Source organism: Cohnella suwonensis, assembly GCF_042655365.1.
Lineage (GTDB): Bacteria > Bacillota > Bacilli > Paenibacillales > Paenibacillaceae > Cohnella > Cohnella suwonensis.
The window spans coordinates 90951-109420 of sequence record NZ_JBHSMH010000001.1 but is presented as its reverse complement, the minus strand read 5'-3'; the positions used below and the strand labels follow the sequence as shown (position 1 = coordinate 109420).

Here is an 18470-nt window from a genome sequence, read left to right as displayed (position 1 = left end):
CTCGTGTATCTTAATATGAATTGTCCATGTTACAAACTATGAGGGAATTCGCGCCCGACCGCCATGGATTTTTCCGCTCATCATTTGCAGAAATCCCCGCGCTCGTCTAGGAGGCGGGGATTGGGCTTATCTTGTCCGAAGAACGCCGAGCGCATGCTCCATGTCTTCCGGAATCGGCGCTGCGAATTCCATATACTCTCCCGAGCGCGGATGCACGAATCCGAGCACGCCGGCGTGAAGCGCTTGACCGCCCATGCCGAGCGTCCTGCCGCTTTTGCCTCCGTATACCGGGTCTCCGACGAGCGGGAACCCGATGTACTTCATATGCACGCGGATTTGATGCGTACGTCCCGTCTCCAGCTTCAGCTCGAGCAACGTATATTCGTCGAAACGCTCCGTGACGGCGAAGTGCGTCACCGCATGCTTGCTGTTCTTCTCCGTGACGACGTAAAGCTTGCGGTCGTGATTGGCGCGGCCTATCGGAGCGTCCACTGTGCCCTTGTCGTGTTGCATGACGCCGAAGACGATCGCCGCGTATTTGCGCGTGACGGTATGCTCTTTAAGCTGCTCCGCCAACGAAGCGTGGGCGAGATCGTTTTTGGCGACCATGAGCAAGCCGGAAGTGTCTTTGTCGATCCGGTGCACGATGCCCGGGCGCATGACTCCGTTAATGCCGGACAAGTCCTTGCAATGGTGCAGCAACGCGTTCACGACGGTACCGCTCGGGTGTCCCGCCGCCGGATGCACGACCATGCCTCTCGGCTTATTGATGACGATAACGTCTTTATCCTCGAATACGACATCGAGCGGAATGTTTTCCGGGTAGGCCTCCAACGGCTCCGGCTCCGGCATTTCGACTTCGATGCGATCGCCGATAGCGAGCTTCGCGTTCGACTTGACAGGCTTGCCGTTGACGTTGACCGCGCCTATGCGGATCCATTCCTGCACTTGGGACCGCGATACGGACTGCCCCGCCAACGCTTCCGCGATATGCTTGTCCGCGCGCTCGCCTTTCTGGCCCTCGCCGACGATCCATTCGAAACGACCGTCGTTGTCCTCGGACTCAGACGGATTGTTGCTCTTGCGGATGTTCTCCGTTTCCATTCTGATTGTTCTCCCGTTTCATGGCAAGCAGCGAGTCCAATATCACGATGGCGACTCCGATACAGATGGCGGAATCGGCAAGGTTGAAAATCGGAAACGTGTACGAACCGAAATTAAATTGCAAGAAATCCACGACTTCTCCGAAAAGAGCGCGGTCGAGAAAGTTGCCGACGGCTCCGCCCAAAATCATGGCCAGCGCGAACAGCAACAGCATGCTGCCCGTGCGATAAGAACGGTGCAAATACCAGAGAATGCCGGCGACGACGGCGATCGTGATGACGAGGAAAAACAATCGTTGCTCCTGCAGCATGCCGAATGCCGCGCCGCGGTTTCGAATATGCGATAGGATGAAGAAATCCCCGAGTATGGATATTCTTTCGTTGTCCTGCTCGATATTGTTGCTCACGATTTTCTTGCTGACGAAATCGATCAGAAATACGACGATTGCCACTGCATAGTAGGCCCAAACCGGCCAAATCCGACGTTGCATGCGAATGTTCCGCCCTTCATGCGTTTCTCCTGCGAGTTTGATTCTATCATATCGGTTCGAGCACCGTCCACGCAAGGCAAGCAAATATCGACAAATGCCCCATACATGCCCGCTCCCCCGCGGTCGTAAAACCGAACGGCCCAGAGAAAACTACAGTCATGGAACCGAAAAAGGGAGTGGGCAACTTGACGATTCCGATAGATCAGAAAAAAATCAGCGCGCTGCGGGAAACGTTGTTGCAGGAAAGGGACGATTTGCGACATCGCGTTAACGACAACGGACACTTCGGTCTGGCCGCGTCATTGCGCGATTCGACCGGCGAGCTGTCTGGCATCGATAACCATCCCGCGGACTTAGGATCGGAAATGTTCGAACGCGGCAAAGACATCGCCCTGCTCGAGAAGGAAGCGTTCAGGCTCGAACGCGTCGAAGCCGCGCTGGAGCGCATGGACACGGGCGAGTACGGCATCTGCGTGGCATGCGGCAAGTTTATTCCGACGGAACGGCTCGAGGCGATGCCGACCGCCATTTACTGCGTGGAGCACGAGCCTCGCCAGGACGTGTCGAACGCCAGGCCGGCCGAAGAGGACTTCCTGACGCCTCCGTTCGGCCGTACGAGTCTCGACGAACGGGATGACCAGATCGGCTTCGACGGAGAGGACGCATGGCAAATCGTCGAAGCGTGGGGCACCTCCAACGGTCCCGACATGTCCGAGAGCAACCGGGCCGTCGATTACGACGCGCTCTCCATCGAGGCCGACGAGAACGACGGCTTCGTGGAAGCGTTCGAGAGCTTCGTCGCGACCGATATTACGGGACATCACGTCTCGATCGTTAGAAATCGGGCGTACCGAAGCTACTTGGCTAACGACGAAGGCGATCACCTGCTCGAACCGGACGAATACGCAGACGACCGTTGAACTCCCAAACGCCGATTATTTGAACGCCTATAGGCTTAATGCGGGTTGATTTCCAATTGCCGTTGCACGATGCGCACGATGTCCGCGATGTAGTCGCCGACGATCGGCAAGTTCAACGCGCCGAGAAACTGCAACACGTAGACGATCGTCGCCGCGAAGAAAGTAAATCCGATCGTAATGCCGATCCCCCGGGATACGCCCGCGACCAAATTGCGCCATATCAATTGCCAAGGCTTATGCATCAGGTTGACGTAATCCCGCAGCTGGGACTTTTCCATATCCACGGACAGCCGTTCCAGTCGTTCGGATACGTAGCCGAGTTGTTTTTTCAGCCCGTGCGCCTCGTCCGCGAGCCGATTGTTCGCCGCGGACGCTTCTCCCGCCGAGGATGGCGACTTTCCGCCGGCTCTTTCGGCCCGTTTTTTCGGATTTCTTCTGTTGGTTGATCCTCCCACGACCGCGCTCCCCTCAGGCGACAAAACGAGCTCTCCCCTTTCGCTAAACCGCGAAACGGAGCAAGAGCTCGTTTTCTCGTTATCCGTATTAGGTTTGACCCGAAGCGTCGCTAATTATGCTTGCGGGCGTTTTGGGCCGAAAACGCCGTTCGATTATACGATGGCGACGCCGAACGATTTATCTCCAACTTGCGCCTTTTCCATGCCGTCCGCTTTCCCGAACGATACGCCGTTCACGAGCACGTTATCCCTCAGGACGGAATCGAACGCGCGAAGCGCTTCTTCCAGCTCGGTATCCGCGTCGAGGAGCAGATCGATTCTTTTCTCGATCGGCAGGTCGAGTTTTTTGCGCGTATCCTGTACGGCCCGGATTACTTCGCGAACCCAGCCTTCCTGTTCGAGCTCCCGCGTGATCTCCGTGTTCAGCGCGACCGTCAAGCCGCCGCCTGAAGCGGACGCGTAACCGGTTTTCGCTTCTTTCTCGACGAGAATTTCATCGAGTCCGACCGTCAGCGTTTCCCCTTCCGGGCTGACAAACGCGTACGTTCCCGATTGTACGATCGCTCTCGTCTCGTCACCGGACATCGCCTTGAACGCGCTTTGGATCGGCCCGACGTTTTTGCCGAATTTTTTGCCCGCGACTTTTAAGTTCAGCTTCAGGTTGAAATTGACGAACCCGCCGTCGTCGCCGACGATCGTTATGCCTTTGACGTTGATCTCGTCTTTGACGATTTCCTCGTACGCGCCGAGGTCGAAGCTGTCGCTCATCGACACGAGCAGCTCGGACAAAGGTTGGCGCGTCTTAAGGCCCGTCTCGTTGCGGATGTTGCGCGCAAGCTCGACGATGTTCCGCACGGCGCCCATCTCCCGCTCCAAGCCCGCGTCGATCGCCGCCGCGTCGGCTTGAGGATAATCCGCCAAGTGAACGCTACCCGTACCGCCGAGATTGCGGTAAATATCTTCGGCGACAAACGGCGCGTAAGGCGCGACCAGCTTGGACAGCGTCAGCAAGACGTCTCCGAGCGTCTGATATGCGGCGAGTTTGTCGTCCGTCAGGCCGCTTCCCCAGAAGCGGTCGCGCGAACGGCGGACGTACCAATTCGACAACTCGTCGACGAACGTCTCGATGCCTTTGGCGGGGTTGAGGAAGTCGTTCGCTTCCAGCCCTTTCGTCACTTCCGAGATGAGCGAGTTCAATCGCGATACGATCCAGCGGTCCAATCTGTTATCCGAATTCACCTTGTCGTGTTCCGAAGCGACGTAACCGTCGATGTTGGCGTAGAGAGCGAAGAAAGCGTGCGTGTTGACGAGCGTGTCGATCACTTTCGATTTCGCTTCGCCGACGATTCCCTTGGAGAATCGTTTGCTGTTCCAAGGAGCGCTGTCCGCCAGCAACGACCAACGGAAAGCGTCGGTTCCGAACTCGTCGATGATTTCCCAAGGATCGATGACGTTGCCCTTCGATTTGCTCATCTTCTGGCCGTTCTCGTCCAGGACGTGTCCCGTCGAGATGACCGACTTATAAGGGGCTTTGCCGTTATATAACGTCGATACCGCCAACAAACTGAAGAACCAACCGCGCGTTTGATCGATGCCTTCGCAAATAAAGTCAGCCGGATACTGCTCTTGGAATTTCTCCTCGTTGCCGTACGGGTGGAAGTATTGCGCGAACGGCATCGAGCCGCTGTCGAACCAGACGTCGATCACTTCGGACGCGCGGTTCATCGTTCCGCCGCAATCGCAGCGAAGGTGGATGTCGTCCACGTAAGGTTTGTGAAGCTCGATCGTCTCCGGCACGTCTTCGACGGCAAACCCCCGAAGCTCGGCGATACTGTGAGGCGCCTTCTCCGTGCCGCACTTCTCGCAAGTCCATACGTTAAGCGGCGTTCCCCAGTAACGGTTGCGACTGATGTTCCAATCGACCAGATCGTCGAGGAACTTGCCGAAGCGGCCGTCCCGCAGATGCTCCGGATACCATTGGATCGATTTGTTGTTTTCGATCAGTTGGTCCTTGACCGCCGTCGTTTTGATGAACCAGCTTTCCGTCGCGTAGTAGAGCAGCGGCGATTTGCAACGCCAGCAGAACGGATAGCTGTGCTCCATTCTTTCCTTGTGAAACAGCAACCCTTTTTCCGAAAGCATTTTGACGATATCGACGTCGCAATCTTTCACGAACCGGCCGGCCAGATCCGTCACTTCGTCGATGTATTTGCCCGCGTTGTTCACGACCATCAGCATCGGGATGCCGTGCTGGCGGGCAACGCGGTAATCGTCCTCACCGTGCGCCGGGGAAATGTGCACGATGCCGGTACCGCTGGCGTCCGTGACGTATTCCGCGTCGATGATCCGATAGGCGTTATCGACTTTGACGTAAGGGAAGATCGGCTCGTACTCGAGGCCGACGAGATCGCGGCCCTTCACCGTGCCTAGCGTTTCGTATTCGCCCTTCAAGACCTTCTCGGCAAGCGCGGCGGCCACGACGTACGTTTCGCCGTTCTGGCGCGCGCGGACGTAGTCCAGCTCCGGATGTACGGCGAGCGCGACGTTCGCCGGCAACGTCCAAGGCGTCGTCGTCCAAGCGAGCACGTACTCTCCGTTTTCCTTTAGCTTGAATTTGGCCGTCGCGGTCAAGTCCTTGACGTCCTCGTAGCCTTGGGCCACTTCGTGCGAGCTGAGCGTCGTCTGGCAGCACGGGCAATAAGGGCTGACGCGATGGCCGCGATACAGCAAGCCCTTCTCGTGAATCGTCGCGAGAATATGCCATACGCTTTGGATATAGTTATTATCGAGGGTAATGTACGGATCGTCGAGATCGGTCCAATACGCAATCGCTTCCGTCAGTTCCCGCCACTGGCGCTCGTACTCGAACACGCTCTCTTTGCATTTCTTGATAAACGGCTCGACGCCGTAATTTTCGATTTCTTGCTTGCCGGAGATGCCGAGTTGCTTCTCCACGCCGAGCTCGACCGGCAACCCGTGCGTATCCCAACCGGCTTTGCGGATGACGCGATAGCCGGCCATCGTCTTATAACGGCTAACGAAGTCCTTAATGACGCGCCCGAGCACGTGCCCGATATGCGGCTTGCCGTTCGCCGTAGGCGGTCCTTCGTAGAAGACGAAATTCGGCTTCCCCTCCCTATTCTCGATTGACCGGCGGAACGTATCCTCCAGTCTCCATTGATCCAGAATGCGTTGCTCGCGGCTTCTGGCTTTTTCTTTGACGTCCACGCGTTTCATTTCGCCTCATCCTTTCTTCGTTAAAAAACAAAAAGACCCATCCCCGAAAGGGACGAGTCATGCTCGCGGTACCACCCTTGTTCCGCATCCTGCCGGCATGTATCCGGCGGAACGGCGCTTGGCGGCCGAACGGTTCGGCCAGCTCGTATAACGGCGAGCGTCCGGCTCCTTCTAGCGGCGCGTCGAGGCGGCGTTCGAAGAAGCGTCTCGGGGATGATGTTCGGCGTGCGCCGGCCGTTGGCTCGCACCTGCCGCCAACTCTCTGAGACCTTTCGCGCGCTTACTGTTCCCGTCTGCGACGATAAGCGATAATCGTACTTCATTTATATGTCTTTCGGACGCGTTTGTCAAACCGGAGCGATTACGCTTCGATTCCTTTCGGTTCGCGGCCCTCCAACGACTCCCAGTTGTCCGTCGTCAGCAGTTCCATTTGCGTCTCGATGAGCGCGCGGAACCGCGCTCGATAAATCGCGGCCTGCTTCTTCAGTTCTTCGACTTCGAGCGCGACTTTACGGGACTTGGCCAATGCGTCGTTTATGATGCGGTCGGCGTTCTTCTCCGCTTCCTTGACGATCAATTGGGCTTCCTTCTTGGCGTTGCCTCTCAGTTCGTCGGCGGCTTCCTGCGCGACGATGATCGTCTTGCTCAGCGTTTCTTCGATGTTGGAGAAATGGCCGAGCTTGTCCTGGGACGCGGCGACCGTGTTTTGAAGCTCTTTGTTTTCCCGGATCATCGCTTCGTAATCTTTGATGATCTGGTCGAGAAACTCGTTTACTTGATCTTCGTCGTATCCGCGAATTCGGCGGGCAAATTCTTTGTTATGGATATCCAATGGCGTCAATGGCATTGGCGCACCTCCTACAGTCATGGGTTCCAAGAAGCTCGTTCACTGACTGAATTCGACGGGAAGGGAAAAAATCCTTCTCGAAAGTTATACAAATTTGCCGATTCGAACGCGAAGCCTTCCGCTTTTCGACACGCCTTCCACGTCCAGCACCTTAAACCGGCCGAACCCTTTCATCGAGACGACGTCGCCGACTCTAAGCGAATGGGACGGATCTTCGACGGGTTTCCAGCTTACGCGGCATCGCCCCGCCTTGATCGGCGCCAGTATTTTCGTTCGGCTCAACCTGAAAACGTCACTGGCGATTCCGTCGAGTCGCATCGAGGCGACGGAAAGCACCTGATCTTCGAGCTCCTGCTTCGTCTCGCGAAGCGCGGATAACGGAAGAATGCTCGTCCGAACGTCGACCCTGTGCGCCTGTTTCATATGTCCGGTAAGAAAGCCGGATATTTCTTCCGCGATGAGTACGTGGCAACCTTCGTCGTTAACGTGCAGATCGCCGATTTTCTCCCTCTTGATGCCGAGGCCGAGGAGCGCTCCCAAATAATCCCCGTGATCCAGATCGGCGATCTTACGGTCGTCCGAAGTGATCTCGAGCACGACGATTCCCATATCCTCTTCGTCCAGCATTTTGTAATCCGGGGCGACGATCGCCCTTTGACGCTCCGAATGGGTCCCCCCGCCGTTTAAATGCACTTGGGCGTCGGGGTGCCTATTGGCAAGCGTAAATAAAATATGCGCCTGGCGCGGGTCGAGAAAATCCGTCCGCTTCGTCTCGTGACGTTCGGCGGCTCGTTCGACCCACTCCCAGGCGCGATCCACGAATGATTTCTCATCCGGGTGAAAATGCTCGTAAATTTCGTTATGCGGCATCGTATACCTCTGTCGTTTTACTAGGCAAACATTCTAAGCACGGCAATCAACCCTTGCGCCACGAACTGCAGCGCGAAGAAAGCGATGATCGGGGAGATGTCGAGCACGCCGCCAATAGGCGGAATGATTCTGCGGAACGGCTTCAAGTAAGGCTCTACCAATTTGCCGAGCAGTTCTCCGATGTAGCTTTCCTTTACGGAAGGAAGCCAAGACATCAAAACGTAAATAATCAACAGCGTGCGATAGATGTTATATAACAACCAAATATAACTTTCGACTTGATCCAACCTGGTGTCACCTCATTTTGGGATAGTCGGCCGCTTCGTCGGACAGCATCTCCGTGATCGTTCCCGATACTTCAACCGAATCCGGCGTGCATAGGAAAATATCAGGGCCGATTTTGGAAATTTGTCCGCCAAGCGCGTATACGGTACCGCTCAGAAAATCGACGATCCGAATCGCTTGGTCCCTTCTGACGCGCTGCAGGTTTACGACGACGGAACGGCGGGATTTCAGTTGATCCGCAATGTCCTGCGCCTCTTCGTACGAACGGGGCTCGTTCAACACGACTCGCGCGTTTTTCTGGGAATGAATGCTGACGACGTTGTTCTTCGCTATTGGTTTACGCATTTCGAAGGACGGCGTTTCATTTTCTTGCTCTTCCAAGCCAACGAATCTGTCGCGGTCTTGGTCATGCTCTTGTTCTTGCTCTTCCTGCAAGCCCAAATAATTCAAAAACTTGTTCATGACGCCCATCGTTAATCCACTCCTATCTCTTCTTTCCCTACCAATACCGTTCCCAAACGTACCATCGTCGCGCCTTCCTCAGCGGCGACTTCGAAATCGTTGGACATGCCCATGGACAATTCGGTTAGCGGTTCGGTCGTCATCGCCTTGCCGTTGAGCTCGTCCCGAAGCAGCCTGAGCGCCCGAAATACGGGTCTCGTCTCTTCCGGTTCGCTCTCGTAAGGCGCCATCGTCATCAAGCCGACCGGACGGATCCGATCGTACTTCCCAAGCCCGTGGAGAAAAGGCAGCGCCTGTTCGGGCGCCAATCCGTGCTTCGACTGTTCTCCCGACACATTCACCTGCAGCAGGCACGGGACGACGATGCCGAGCTTCTCCGCGCGATCGTTGATCGCTTCGGCAAGGGATTCGCGATCTAGCGAGTGAACGTAGTCGAACTTGCCGATAACGTCCTTCACTTTGTTCGTCTGGAGCGAGCCTATGTAATGAAATACGGCTTGATCCTTCAATGCTTCCCATTTAGGCCGCGCGTCCGGCCAGCGATTCTCGCCGACGTGCGTGACGCCAGCCCGTACGGCCTCTTGCGCCGTGGCGACAGATACGTACTTCGTTACCGCGATCATTTGTATGTTCTCTGGTTGTCTGCCGCTTCTCGAGCAGGCTTGTCGCAGCCGCTCTTCCACGTCCCGTAGACGGTGTTGCAACGTCACGAAACGATCACCTCGATTTCCTGCCGATCCAGCTCATCATCCGTCCCGTCGTACCGTTCTCCTTGCGATGGGAGAACAATAGATCGTTACGGCAGCTTGTACACCACGATGAAACTTCGATGCCGCTCGGCAAAATTCCTGCTTTTATCATAAGATGTCGGTTTAAATGTTTCAAGTCGAGCATCGCACGCCCCTTCCGTTCGGCCGAACGGACGACGATCGCTGCCGTAGCCGGGTCGTCCGCAACGAGGGGCATGACTTGCGAAAGGACCGTCCCGTCCACCTCGTAGCAGCACGCCCCGATAGAAGGACCGATCGCCGCGACGATATTTGCCGGGTTTGCCCCATAGACGTCGCTCATACGGGATACCGTCGAGCCGACGATATCCGCGACGGTCCCTTTCCATCCCGCGTGAGCGAGGCCCATGGCCCCGGTATCCGGGTCGTAGAAATATAATGGAACGCAATCCGCGTAAAACATCGCCAGAAAGACGTCGTCTTCGTTCGTGACGAGCGCGTCCGTATGATGGCAGGCGCTCTCCCTGTCCATGCGTCCGCTTCCCGCGCCTTTACGGTCGATGACTCGAACGTCCGACCCATGGACTTGCTCCGCGCAAGTAAAGGCTTCGAAAGTCCATCCGAGGCTTTCCGCGATCGCCGATCTTCGGCCGATGACCGCTCCGGGGTCGTCCCCGACGTGGAGCGCGACGTTGCCGGCATGCCGAGTCGTAAACCCCGCAGTCAAGCCGTAACGCTCGTTCCAATGTTGCAGCATGAGGAGCGAGCCGTCCGTTTGCCGCCCGTTCATTCGAAATGGATCCACCGCCCACACCTCCGTCACAAGTGTACCACAGGCCTGTATCGATCGGAAGAAAACCCCAGCATCCCGATAACGGGGTTATCTTCCGGAAGAATGCTGTTCCCCGTCTTCTAGCCGGTATACTTTCGCGTCGTCCAGACGAACCAACACGACGTCTGTCCCGATTTTCACGATGTTGCGCCACGGAATGATCACTTCGTTCCCTCCGCCGAACATGCCGAACAACCTCGTCGTCGTCGGAACAACGATCGCATCGATCCTACCCTGCCGCAAGTCGAGCTCCAAATCGCTCACTTGGCCGAGCTTTTTACCGTCCACGATATTGATAACGTCCTTCGTCTGGAAATCCGATATTTTCAAGCTCATCGCCTCCCGCCGACCGGGCATTCTTAACCCTACTACTCAATATATGAGCCTGGCTGGAAATATGAACGTCGCGGGCTCCCTTATGGCCATTATCCCTTTTGCTCAGGCGCGGCTATTGCACTGTTTTTTTCGATTGCCTGACTCCATTATCCCCTTCGAGCAGGGAAAGGCACGTGAAATTAATCTGAATTTCTTAATCATATTTTTACCAAATTCTTGATTTCTTCTTGATTCCCGAGTACAATAAAAGAGAACAAATGTTCCTGTCGGCGGTGATGTCCTTATGATGACGTTTGAACAATTTTGTGAAATTTATTATAGCGAAGCCGTCTGCGCCCAGACTTTGTTTCGTTCCCGTTGGCCTAACGGATTCGTCTGTCCTCGTTGTGGTTGCGGCCATTACTACCCGATTCGATCCCGCAAAATACCGCTATTCGAATGCATCTCGTGTAACGCCCAAACCTCTCTAATAGCCGGCACGATCCTGGAACGTACTCGAACGCCGCTCCGGCTATGGTTCCAAGCTATTTATTTGCACGCGGCTCCCCAAGGCCTGAGCGCGACCCATCTCGCTTCCGTCATCGGAACGACCTATAAAACCGCGTGGCTCATCTGCCACAAAATCCGGCATGCCATGACCGCGTCGGATGCCGAAGAACTTCTAACGGGTACTGTACGAATCAATTGGGGCGTTTACGGAAATCCGCATAACCCGACTGTCTTTCGACATCCGCAAGAACAACCTCTGCTTGTCGGCGGTAGCCTCGATAGCAACGAAGAAATGATTCATTTGAAAATCAAACAAGTGCCCGCAGAACATTTAGTCCATGACCGCATCGTTCCATATGCGGGTTTCTTATTCACGCAGCTACACGTTGACCGATCAGTCACCGATGTTTCCGTCGTCGTTCAGAAGTTCAGCAGAAATCGCAACCGTACGCTGATCCGTCTCGCCAACCAAGCTTCATCTTGGATTAATCGTACTTTTTATGGTATTGGCCCCAAACATCTGCAAGCCTATCTGGATCAATATTGCTTCAGCTACAACTGTTCATACCTCGGCATCTCCGCTTTCGAGAAGTTGCTTGGCGTTTGCTCCGCAACGCGAACGATAACATACCCCATGCTGATTCAACGTCAAAATAACGCGCTTCGAAACAAACTCGAGTACGCGAGATTACTCCGAACGGCCGTGTAAAAACTCGATATCGATTCGGCCCGAGCAGCATTTATATTGCTAAACGCCTTACTAATTGCCTTACTAAATTTCCTGACTCCTCTCTCCTCTCCCTGTACTCCTCATGCCTCCTTACCACCTTACTACTATGCCGTCTTGCCGCTCTGCCTACTCTCCACCTTAGCTACCATCCCCCGTCCACGTCCACGTCCACGCCCACGCCCCCTCCCCCCTGACCGAAGGGGATAATAGACGGAGTTGGAATTTGAAAACATTCACTTCACGCACCTTAGCCAAGGGGATAATGGTCGTAGTTGAAAATGAAAACAAAGACAGCTTCGTCAACCTGAGTGAGGGGGATAGTGGAGTGAGGTGGGAGTGAGGTGGGAGTGAGGTGGGAGTGAGGTAGATTAGCTTGCTCTATTACCATGGATTCGTACCGCTGATTACTGAGGCTTGGTCATGTAAAGAGGCGAACGATAAACCGTTCGCCTCTTGCGGTCGTTGCTATGTTTTTACGTGTTTTTGCATTTGTTGAATGGCCGACTTTTCGAGGCGGGACACTTGTGCTTGCGAAATACCGATTTCGTCGGCGACTTCCATTTGGGTTTTGCCTTCGAAGAAGCGCATGGACAAGATCATTTTTTCGCGATCGTTTAATTTCCTCATCGCTTCCCGCAAAGCGATTTCTTCGATCCACTGAATGTCCTTGTTCCGTTCGTCGCTGATCTGATCCATGACGAAAATCGGATCGCCGCCGTCGTGGTAAATCGGCTCGAACAAGGAAACCGGGTCTTGGATCGCATCCAAGGCGAAGACGATGTCTTCCTTCGGAACGTTGAGAACCTCCGATATTTCGAGAATGGTCGGTTCCCTCGAGTGTTGATTCGTAAGCTGATCGCGAACCTGCAAGGCTTTGTAGGCGATATCGCGTAAGCTGCGGGACACGCGAATCGGGTTATTGTCCCGTAGATACCGCCGAATCTCTCCGATGATCATCGGAACGGCGTAAGTCGAGAACCGAACGTTCTGGCTGAGATCGAAGTTGTCGATCGCCTTCATCAAGCCTATGCAGCCGACCTGAAACAAATCGTCGACGTATTCCCCGCGATTATTGAACCGCTGGATTACGCTTAACACGAGCCGCAAGTTGCCATTTACCAATTTTTCCCTGGCCGAGATCTCTCCTCGGGTTTGCAGAGCGAGAAATAGTTCCCTCATTTCGGCGTTAGTCAGAACGGGCAGCTTTGAGGTGTCCACTCCACAAATCTCCACTTTGTTGCGGGTCAAGGCAATTCCTCCCGGGGAGCAGCATTAATGTAAAGTATCTCCGGGAAGGGGGTTTTTATTCCCTTGGAAAAATTGCTCCAATTTTCTTTCAACTCTTAAACCATCTTGTTGAATTCTTTCCGAAGCCTCTTAATAATGCGTTTCTCAAGACGAGAAATATACGATTGCGAGATCCCGAGCAAGTCCGCCACGTCCTTCTGCGTCTTCTCTTCGCCGTCCGCCAAACCGAATCGGAGTTCCATGATCGTACGCTCTCTTTCGCTCAGCTTGTCAAGCGCCTTATGCAATAACTTCCGATCGACTTGTTCTTCGATATTGCGATAAATCGTATCGTTCTCGGTGCCGAGCACATCGGACAACAACAGCTCGTTCCCGTCCCAATCGATGTTCAGCGGTTCGTCGAAAGACACTTCGGTGCGGGTTTTGCTGTTGCGTCGTAAATACATGAGAATCTCGTTTTCAATGCAGCGTGAAGCATAAGTCGCCAGCTTGATCTTTTTGTCCGGATCGAACGTATTGACCGCTTTGATTAAGCCGATCGCGCCGATCGAGACGAGATCCTCGATGTGGATGCCGGTGTTCTCGAATTTGCGAGCGATATATACGACGAGACGCAAATTCCGTTCGATTAGCATCGCTCGGATCGCCGCATCTCCCGTGGAAAGACGCTCAAGCAAATATTCTTCTTCTTCGCGGGTAAGGGGCGGAGGCAACGCTTCGCTACCCCCAATGTAATACACTTCTTCGCTTTTCCAACCTAACCAGAACAACAGGCGATACAACGATAACTGGGATTTTAACTTCAGGTTTACGAGCATTTCTGCTAACCTCCTGTCACGCAGGTTGAGATGGAGCCGGCTCTTCTGCGCCGGCTTGGGCCACGTCCGGATGGACGATGGCGCGATAAGTGCCTTCTGATGACATCGTGCCTCCATCTAACCCAACAAGCACGCGATTCACTTGAATAGGGGGATGTCCTTCCCGCGATAGCAGGACGCAATCCGGCTTGATCGCCAGCATCAGCTTCGAAGATCCGTTCACCGCTCGGAAGGGAACAAGCCGGATGCGGTGCGCCCACTTCCATTGATCGACCGCCGCGCTTCCCGTAGTCGCGTCCGTCAGCAACCGATCGGGCGATTCGTTCTTGAGCCGATCGTGCCAGCCTTCCGGAAGCTGATCTTCCCATACTCCCGATTCCATGATCAACACGGGAGTTCGCGTCAACGGATCGTATAATCGGTTCCCCGTATCGAGCAAGGCTTTGACTGGCCATTTTGCGTCGTCAATCCTAATTTCGATATCCCAGATTAGCTGGTCCAGCTCGAGACTCTTCTTCCTCGTTTCCGACGCGCTTCGCAATATCCAGATCGACAACAACAAGGCAACGGCGTAAAGCCCCAACTGCAATTGCCATGTCAGCACGATTCCGCCTCCGGAAGTGACGGTCATGCCCCCCCACGGGGAATCCGCGGACTGCAGCAAGAAGGAGATGCCGATCACGCCGCCCAACGTCCCGAAACTAACTGCGTAGAAAGCGCCGACGTTCCGTACGAAACGCAAAGGCCCGCCATAGCCGAAAGCGATGAACACCATAGCCAACGAGACGATGACTTTCGCACTTAAGGAAAAGAAGTAAGGAAGGTGGGCCAAGAACATCGCCGCCGCGTACGATGCACCTAGTAGGGCAGACGAAAACAAGCGGAGTCTGGAAGGGTGCAGATGGCGCATCTTGGCCGTCAGCAGCAACACGGAAGCGTCTACGGCCAAGTTGTTAAGAAATACGAGATCGATATAGACGGTCATCGAAATGCCCCCATCCGTCATGCCCCGGAATCTCTTAACGTTAAGCACCCGGGATGGATGAAACCAGTATAATCGCTTTCAAATCCGGAGTCTGTCTAATCCTGCCGGCCTTCCAAGCCTTTTTTTGTCGATCAAAAAAAGCCCCGATCCCATTATTAGGGGTCGGGGCTAGTCTTTTTGTTAGGACCGAATTAACGATCTCTCGGTTTGTTGCGCAGGAACGCCGGAATGTCCAATTGATCGCTGGACATGTTCTGGTTACCGAACGGACGGAGCGTTCCGCCCGATTGGCGGTTGTCGTTCGAGATCGAAGGTTCGGACGCGTGCTGTTGTTGCGGTTGAGGATGCGACGCCGCGACGGACGGGCGTCTTGCCGAGTTCCGGTGCTCGAAACCGGTCGCGATAACAGTGACTTTGATCTCGTCCTTCATGTTATCGTCGATGCTCGCGCCGAAGATCATGTTCACTTCGGGATCGGAAGCGGAGATGACGATCTCGGCCGCTTCGTTGACCTCGAACAAGCTCAGGTTGGAACCTCCGGTAATGTTCATGATGATGCCGCGTGCGCCTTCGATGGACGTCTCGAGCAAAGGGCTCATGATCGCCTTGCGGGCTGCGTCCATCGCGCGATTCTCGCCGGAAGCGAGGCCGATGCCCATCAGGGCGGAGCCGCGTTCCGTCATGATCGTCTTCACGTCGGCGAAGTCGAGGTTGATCAATCCGGGAACGGCGATCAAGTCGGAGATGCCTTGTACCGCTTGACGCAAAACATTATCCGCTTCGCGGAAAGCTTCCATCATCGGCGTCTTCTTGTCGACGATCTCAAGCAACCGGTCGTTCGGAATAACGATCAGCGTATCTACTTTTTCTTTAAGAGCTTCGATGCCGAGATCCGCTTGAGCGGAACGTTTACGGCCTTCGAACGTGAACGGGCGGGTGACGACGCCGACGGTAAGCGCACCGCATTCTTTCGCCAATTCGGCGATAACGGGCGCCGCGCCCGTTCCGGTTCCGCCGCCCATTCCAGCGGTAACGAACACCATGTCCGCGCTCTTCAGCGTATTCGTAATAAACTCTCGAGACTCCTCGGCCGCTTTCTTCCCGACCTCCGGATTCGCCCCCGCTCCGAGACCGCGAGTCAGCTTGTCCCCGATTTGAAGCTTTTGCTCGGATTTCGTCAAGTGCAATGCTTGAGCATCCGTGTTAACGGTAATGAACTCTACTCCCTTGACGCCGTTCTCTATCATTCGGTTAACGGCGTTGCTACCGCCGCCACCGACACCGATGACTTTGATCTTCGCGAGAGGCTCCATTTCAAAATCAAACTCCAACATAATTGCTTACTCCTCCTTGCTTCGTATGAATGGTTCCTCTCGTATGCGGCGGCTTAAATGAATTCCTTGAACATGTTCTTGAACCATTCAACAATGCCAGGCTTGGGTGCCGCGCTCGCGTTTCCGACTTTCGCCTTCGTCGCTCGCTTGGTTCCCACCGCGCCGCGTGTCCGTACGTATTTGGTTACGTATTGAATCATGCCGACCCCGCTGCTGAAAGAAGGATCTCTTACGCCGATATAATCCGGAACCGCGATGCGAACGTTGGACTCCAATTCGATCTGGGCAAGCGGAAGCACGCTCGGCAAGGAGACAGAACCGCCCGTCAGCACGTAACCGTTGATCTTGTCGTGATAGCCGAGGCGTTTCACTTCTTGGCGAATCATTTGGAAAATCTCCTGCATGCGAGGCTCGATAATATTCGCGAGATCGAGTTGGGAGAATTCCTTTTCCATGTTGCTTCCGACCCTCATGACTTTGAACTTCACGTCTTCGGCGGAATCGTCCGTACGGGCGCACCCGTACTTCAGTTTAATCTTCTCAGCGTGTTCCGTTTGCGTTTTGAGTCCGTAACAAATATCGCTGGTTACGTAGTCTCCGCCGATAGGCAGCGTCGACACGGCGGTCAGGCTGCCGCTTTCAAAAATCGCCAACGTGGTCGATCCCGCGCCGATATCGGCGAGAACCGTACCCATCATTTTCTCGTCTTTCGTCAGCGCCATCATACCGGATGCGAGAGACATCAAAATGAGTCCCGATATACGTAGACCCGCCTTCTCCACGCATCTCATCAAGTTATGTACGGCTGCTTTCGTTCCGGTAATGATCGTGCATTCGACTTCCAGTCTTACGCCGATCATGCCGCGCGGATCTTGGATCCCCGCGAGTCCGTCTACTAAAAATTGCTTGGGGACAAGTCCGATGATTTCCCGTTCAGGCGGTAATGCGACCACTTTAGCCGCTTGCAGCACGCGTTCGATATCTTCTTCGCCGATCTCGCGATCTTCGTTGGAGACTGCGACGACGCCGTGGTTGCTTTGCAAGGCGATATGGTTACCGGATATCCCGACGTAAACCTCGCTAATTCCGATGCCGACCATGCGTTCTGCGTGGTCGACTGCGTTGCGGATGGACTGCACGGTTTGGTCAATATCGACAATGGCGCCTTTACGGATCCCATCGGAATCCGCGGATCCAACGCCAATGATGTTAATGGCCCCGTTGCTGATCTCCCCGATAATCACCCGGATCTTCGACGTTCCGATATCCAGGCTGACAATGAGGTCGTTGTTGCTCAACCGGTGGCACCTCCCGTAAATCGATGAAAGTGGCTGCGTACAAGGGATGCATCTTCTACTTATTCCACATGTACGAGGTTTTCCCTCTTTTTTCTACAATTTTTTTATATGTTCGTATCCGTTTCCGGATCGCGCTCTCGGAAGGGTTCCCGGTTCGCCCATAAATGAAATTCTAGCATTCTTTTCGTTTATTGAGTAGAGTCCTTTTCCTTAACTTTCTCGGCTTCGGAACCGCTGTCTGTAACATTTTCCGCCGAATAAGGCAAATAACTGTCCGCATCCAACATGATAATTTTTCCAGGCTCCCGATTTTGCACGATATCGCTTAGAAAAGGAATCTTGTCTTGCAACTTGTCGATTGCCGTTACCACTTCGAACCGGGACCGCGTGTACAGCTTGATCCGCTTCGGATAAGCGTTGGAAGGGTCCGGATGAATCTCGGACAAGTCCGCTAGCAAATAGGCCGGAAGCGCGCTCAACGCATTGCACAATTCGGCCAAATTCGGATCGTCGGCCTTCCATCCCGAGAGGATCGGCTTGTCCGTCGTCTTGCCTTCCGGAATCGGAAGCGCCGTCCCGTTCGCGAGAACGGCGATCACTTTCCCGTCTTCCGCGAGCTGCACGGCGACTTGCGGATACTCCTTGACCTCGACTCGCACGACGCCCGGAAAATGCTTGGAGATCGATACGCTTTCGATCGGCTTGAGCGCCAAGATGTTGTTTTTTAACTTCCCGACACCCGGAAAGAAGAAAGAATCGCCGGGACCCGCGCCGAGCGATTTTTTTACGTCTTCGCCCGAGACGTAATTCGTGCCCGACACTTGCACTTCCGAGATTTTGGACATCGGGGAACGGAAGAACAGGGCTATCAGCACGATCGCCACAAGCGCGATCAATATTCTGAGCAGCTTCTTCCCTCTTCGCGAACGCGGAACGACGACTTCCTTCTTTAACGCCGGGATTTTCTCCGCCACGTTCCATCCCCCCCTTGTCCGAATTGAT

General features: G+C 54.6%; 19 protein-coding genes, 1 pseudogene and 1 other annotated feature. Of the genes and pseudogenes, 3 read left to right on the top strand and 17 right to left on the bottom strand.

The genetic code is table 11. The features are described 5' to 3' along the window. Positions 1–126: 126 nt before the first annotated feature. Positions 127–1104 (bottom strand): RluA family pseudouridine synthase, encoded by a 978-nt coding sequence (locus ACFPPD_RS00525; protein WP_209747623.1) that lies wholly within the window; start codon positions 1102–1104, stop codon positions 127–129. Next, on the bottom strand, positions 1064–1594 hold the full coding sequence (gene lspA / locus ACFPPD_RS00520) for a signal peptidase II (protein WP_209747621.1): 531 nt from the start codon (positions 1592–1594) through the stop codon (positions 1064–1066). Before lspA ends, ACFPPD_RS00525 begins: the two co-directional genes overlap by 41 nt. Before the next feature lie 158 nt (positions 1595–1752). On the opposite strand from lspA, the gene ACFPPD_RS00515 reads away from it, so the two are divergent. Next, on the top strand, positions 1753–2514 hold the full coding sequence (locus ACFPPD_RS00515) for a TraR/DksA C4-type zinc finger protein (RefSeq protein ID WP_209747619.1): 762 nt from the start codon (positions 1753–1755) through the stop codon (positions 2512–2514). Positions 2515–2549: 35 nt separating this feature from the next. Here the strand turns inward: ACFPPD_RS00515 and ACFPPD_RS00510 are convergent, their stop codons facing one another. The 9 genes from ACFPPD_RS00510 to ACFPPD_RS00470 all read right to left on the bottom strand — a co-directional run bounded on the left by ACFPPD_RS00510 (position 2550) and on the right by ACFPPD_RS00470 (position 10560). After that, the gene (locus ACFPPD_RS00510) at positions 2550–2846 is read right to left on the bottom strand and encodes a DUF5665 domain-containing protein (protein ID WP_209747776.1); all 297 of its coding nucleotides are present in this window, start codon (positions 2844–2846) and stop codon (positions 2550–2552) included. Between the two features lie 276 nt (positions 2847–3122). Further along, the gene (ileS, locus tag ACFPPD_RS00505) at positions 3123–6206 is read right to left on the bottom strand and encodes an isoleucine--tRNA ligase (protein ID WP_209747617.1); all 3084 of its coding nucleotides are present in this window, start codon (positions 6204–6206) and stop codon (positions 3123–3125) included. 45 nt (positions 6207–6251) lie between these two features. Further along, positions 6252–6511 (bottom strand) — a binding site (T-box leader). Positions 6512–6567: 56 nt separating this feature from the next. Continuing rightward, positions 6568–7053, bottom strand: a complete 486-nt coding sequence (locus tag ACFPPD_RS00500; protein WP_209747615.1) for a DivIVA domain-containing protein — start codon at positions 7051–7053, stop codon at positions 6568–6570. Between the two features lie 84 nt (positions 7054–7137). Beyond that, positions 7138–7923 carry a YlmH family RNA-binding protein gene (locus ACFPPD_RS00495; RefSeq protein WP_209747613.1) on the bottom strand — a complete coding sequence of 262 codons (786 nt, stop codon included), beginning with the start codon at positions 7921–7923 and terminating at the stop codon, positions 7138–7140. Between the two features lie 20 nt (positions 7924–7943). Further along, entirely contained in the window at positions 7944–8210 is a 267-nt protein-coding gene (locus tag ACFPPD_RS00490; RefSeq protein ID WP_209747611.1) for a YggT family protein, read from the bottom strand. 7 nt (positions 8211–8217) lie between these two features. Further along, entirely contained in the window at positions 8218–8679 is a 462-nt protein-coding gene (locus tag ACFPPD_RS00485) for a cell division protein SepF (protein ID WP_209747609.1), read from the bottom strand. Between the two features lie 2 nt (positions 8680–8681). Then, complete coding sequence (locus ACFPPD_RS00480; protein ID WP_209747606.1) at positions 8682–9380, bottom strand: YggS family pyridoxal phosphate-dependent enzyme; 699 nt, start codon at positions 9378–9380, stop codon at positions 8682–8684. A 7-nt stretch (positions 9381–9387) separates the two neighbouring features. Beyond that, positions 9388–10203 (bottom strand): peptidoglycan editing factor PgeF, encoded by an 816-nt coding sequence (gene pgeF / locus ACFPPD_RS00475; protein WP_209747604.1) that lies wholly within the window; start codon positions 10201–10203, stop codon positions 9388–9390. Between the two features lie 75 nt (positions 10204–10278). Next, positions 10279–10560 (bottom strand): YlmC/YmxH family sporulation protein, encoded by a 282-nt coding sequence (locus tag ACFPPD_RS00470; protein WP_209747602.1) that lies wholly within the window; start codon positions 10558–10560, stop codon positions 10279–10281. A gap of 289 nt (positions 10561–10849) precedes the next feature. Between ACFPPD_RS00470 and ACFPPD_RS00465 the strand changes: the two are divergent. Together ACFPPD_RS00465 and ACFPPD_RS00460 are read left to right on the top strand one after the other, a co-directional pair. Continuing rightward, positions 10850–11014, top strand: a pseudogene (locus ACFPPD_RS00465) (transposase); the annotation flags it as partial. 186 nt (positions 11015–11200) lie between these two features. Further along, positions 11201–11764: a hypothetical protein gene (locus tag ACFPPD_RS00460; RefSeq protein ID WP_378081027.1), complete on the top strand. Its 564-nt coding sequence runs from the start codon at positions 11201–11203 to the stop codon at positions 11762–11764. 486 nt (positions 11765–12250) lie between these two features. On the opposite strand, the gene sigG is transcribed toward ACFPPD_RS00460, so the two are convergent. The 6 genes from sigG to ACFPPD_RS00430 all read right to left on the bottom strand — a co-directional run bounded on the left by sigG (position 12251) and on the right by ACFPPD_RS00430 (position 18442). Beyond that, positions 12251–13033, bottom strand: a complete 783-nt coding sequence (gene sigG, locus ACFPPD_RS00455; protein WP_209747597.1) for an RNA polymerase sporulation sigma factor SigG — start codon at positions 13031–13033, stop codon at positions 12251–12253. 95 nt (positions 13034–13128) lie between these two features. Next, positions 13129–13851: an RNA polymerase sporulation sigma factor SigE gene (sigE, locus tag ACFPPD_RS00450; RefSeq protein WP_209747596.1), complete on the bottom strand. Its 723-nt coding sequence runs from the start codon at positions 13849–13851 to the stop codon at positions 13129–13131. Between the two features lie 16 nt (positions 13852–13867). After that, positions 13868–14857 (bottom strand): sigma-E processing peptidase SpoIIGA, encoded by a 990-nt coding sequence (gene spoIIGA, locus ACFPPD_RS00445; protein WP_209747594.1) that lies wholly within the window; start codon positions 14855–14857, stop codon positions 13868–13870. 170 nt (positions 14858–15027) lie between these two features. Continuing rightward, entirely contained in the window at positions 15028–16170 is a 1143-nt protein-coding gene (gene ftsZ, locus ACFPPD_RS00440; protein WP_209747592.1) for a cell division protein FtsZ, read from the bottom strand. A 53-nt stretch (positions 16171–16223) separates the two neighbouring features. Beyond that, complete coding sequence (gene ftsA, locus ACFPPD_RS00435) at positions 16224–17468, bottom strand: cell division protein FtsA (protein WP_209747590.1); 1245 nt, start codon at positions 17466–17468, stop codon at positions 16224–16226. A gap of 188 nt (positions 17469–17656) precedes the next feature. Next, positions 17657–18442 carry a cell division protein FtsQ/DivIB gene (locus ACFPPD_RS00430; RefSeq protein ID WP_209747588.1) on the bottom strand — a complete coding sequence of 262 codons (786 nt, stop codon included), beginning with the start codon at positions 18440–18442 and terminating at the stop codon, positions 17657–17659. Between the last annotated feature and the right edge of the window lie 28 nt (positions 18443–18470).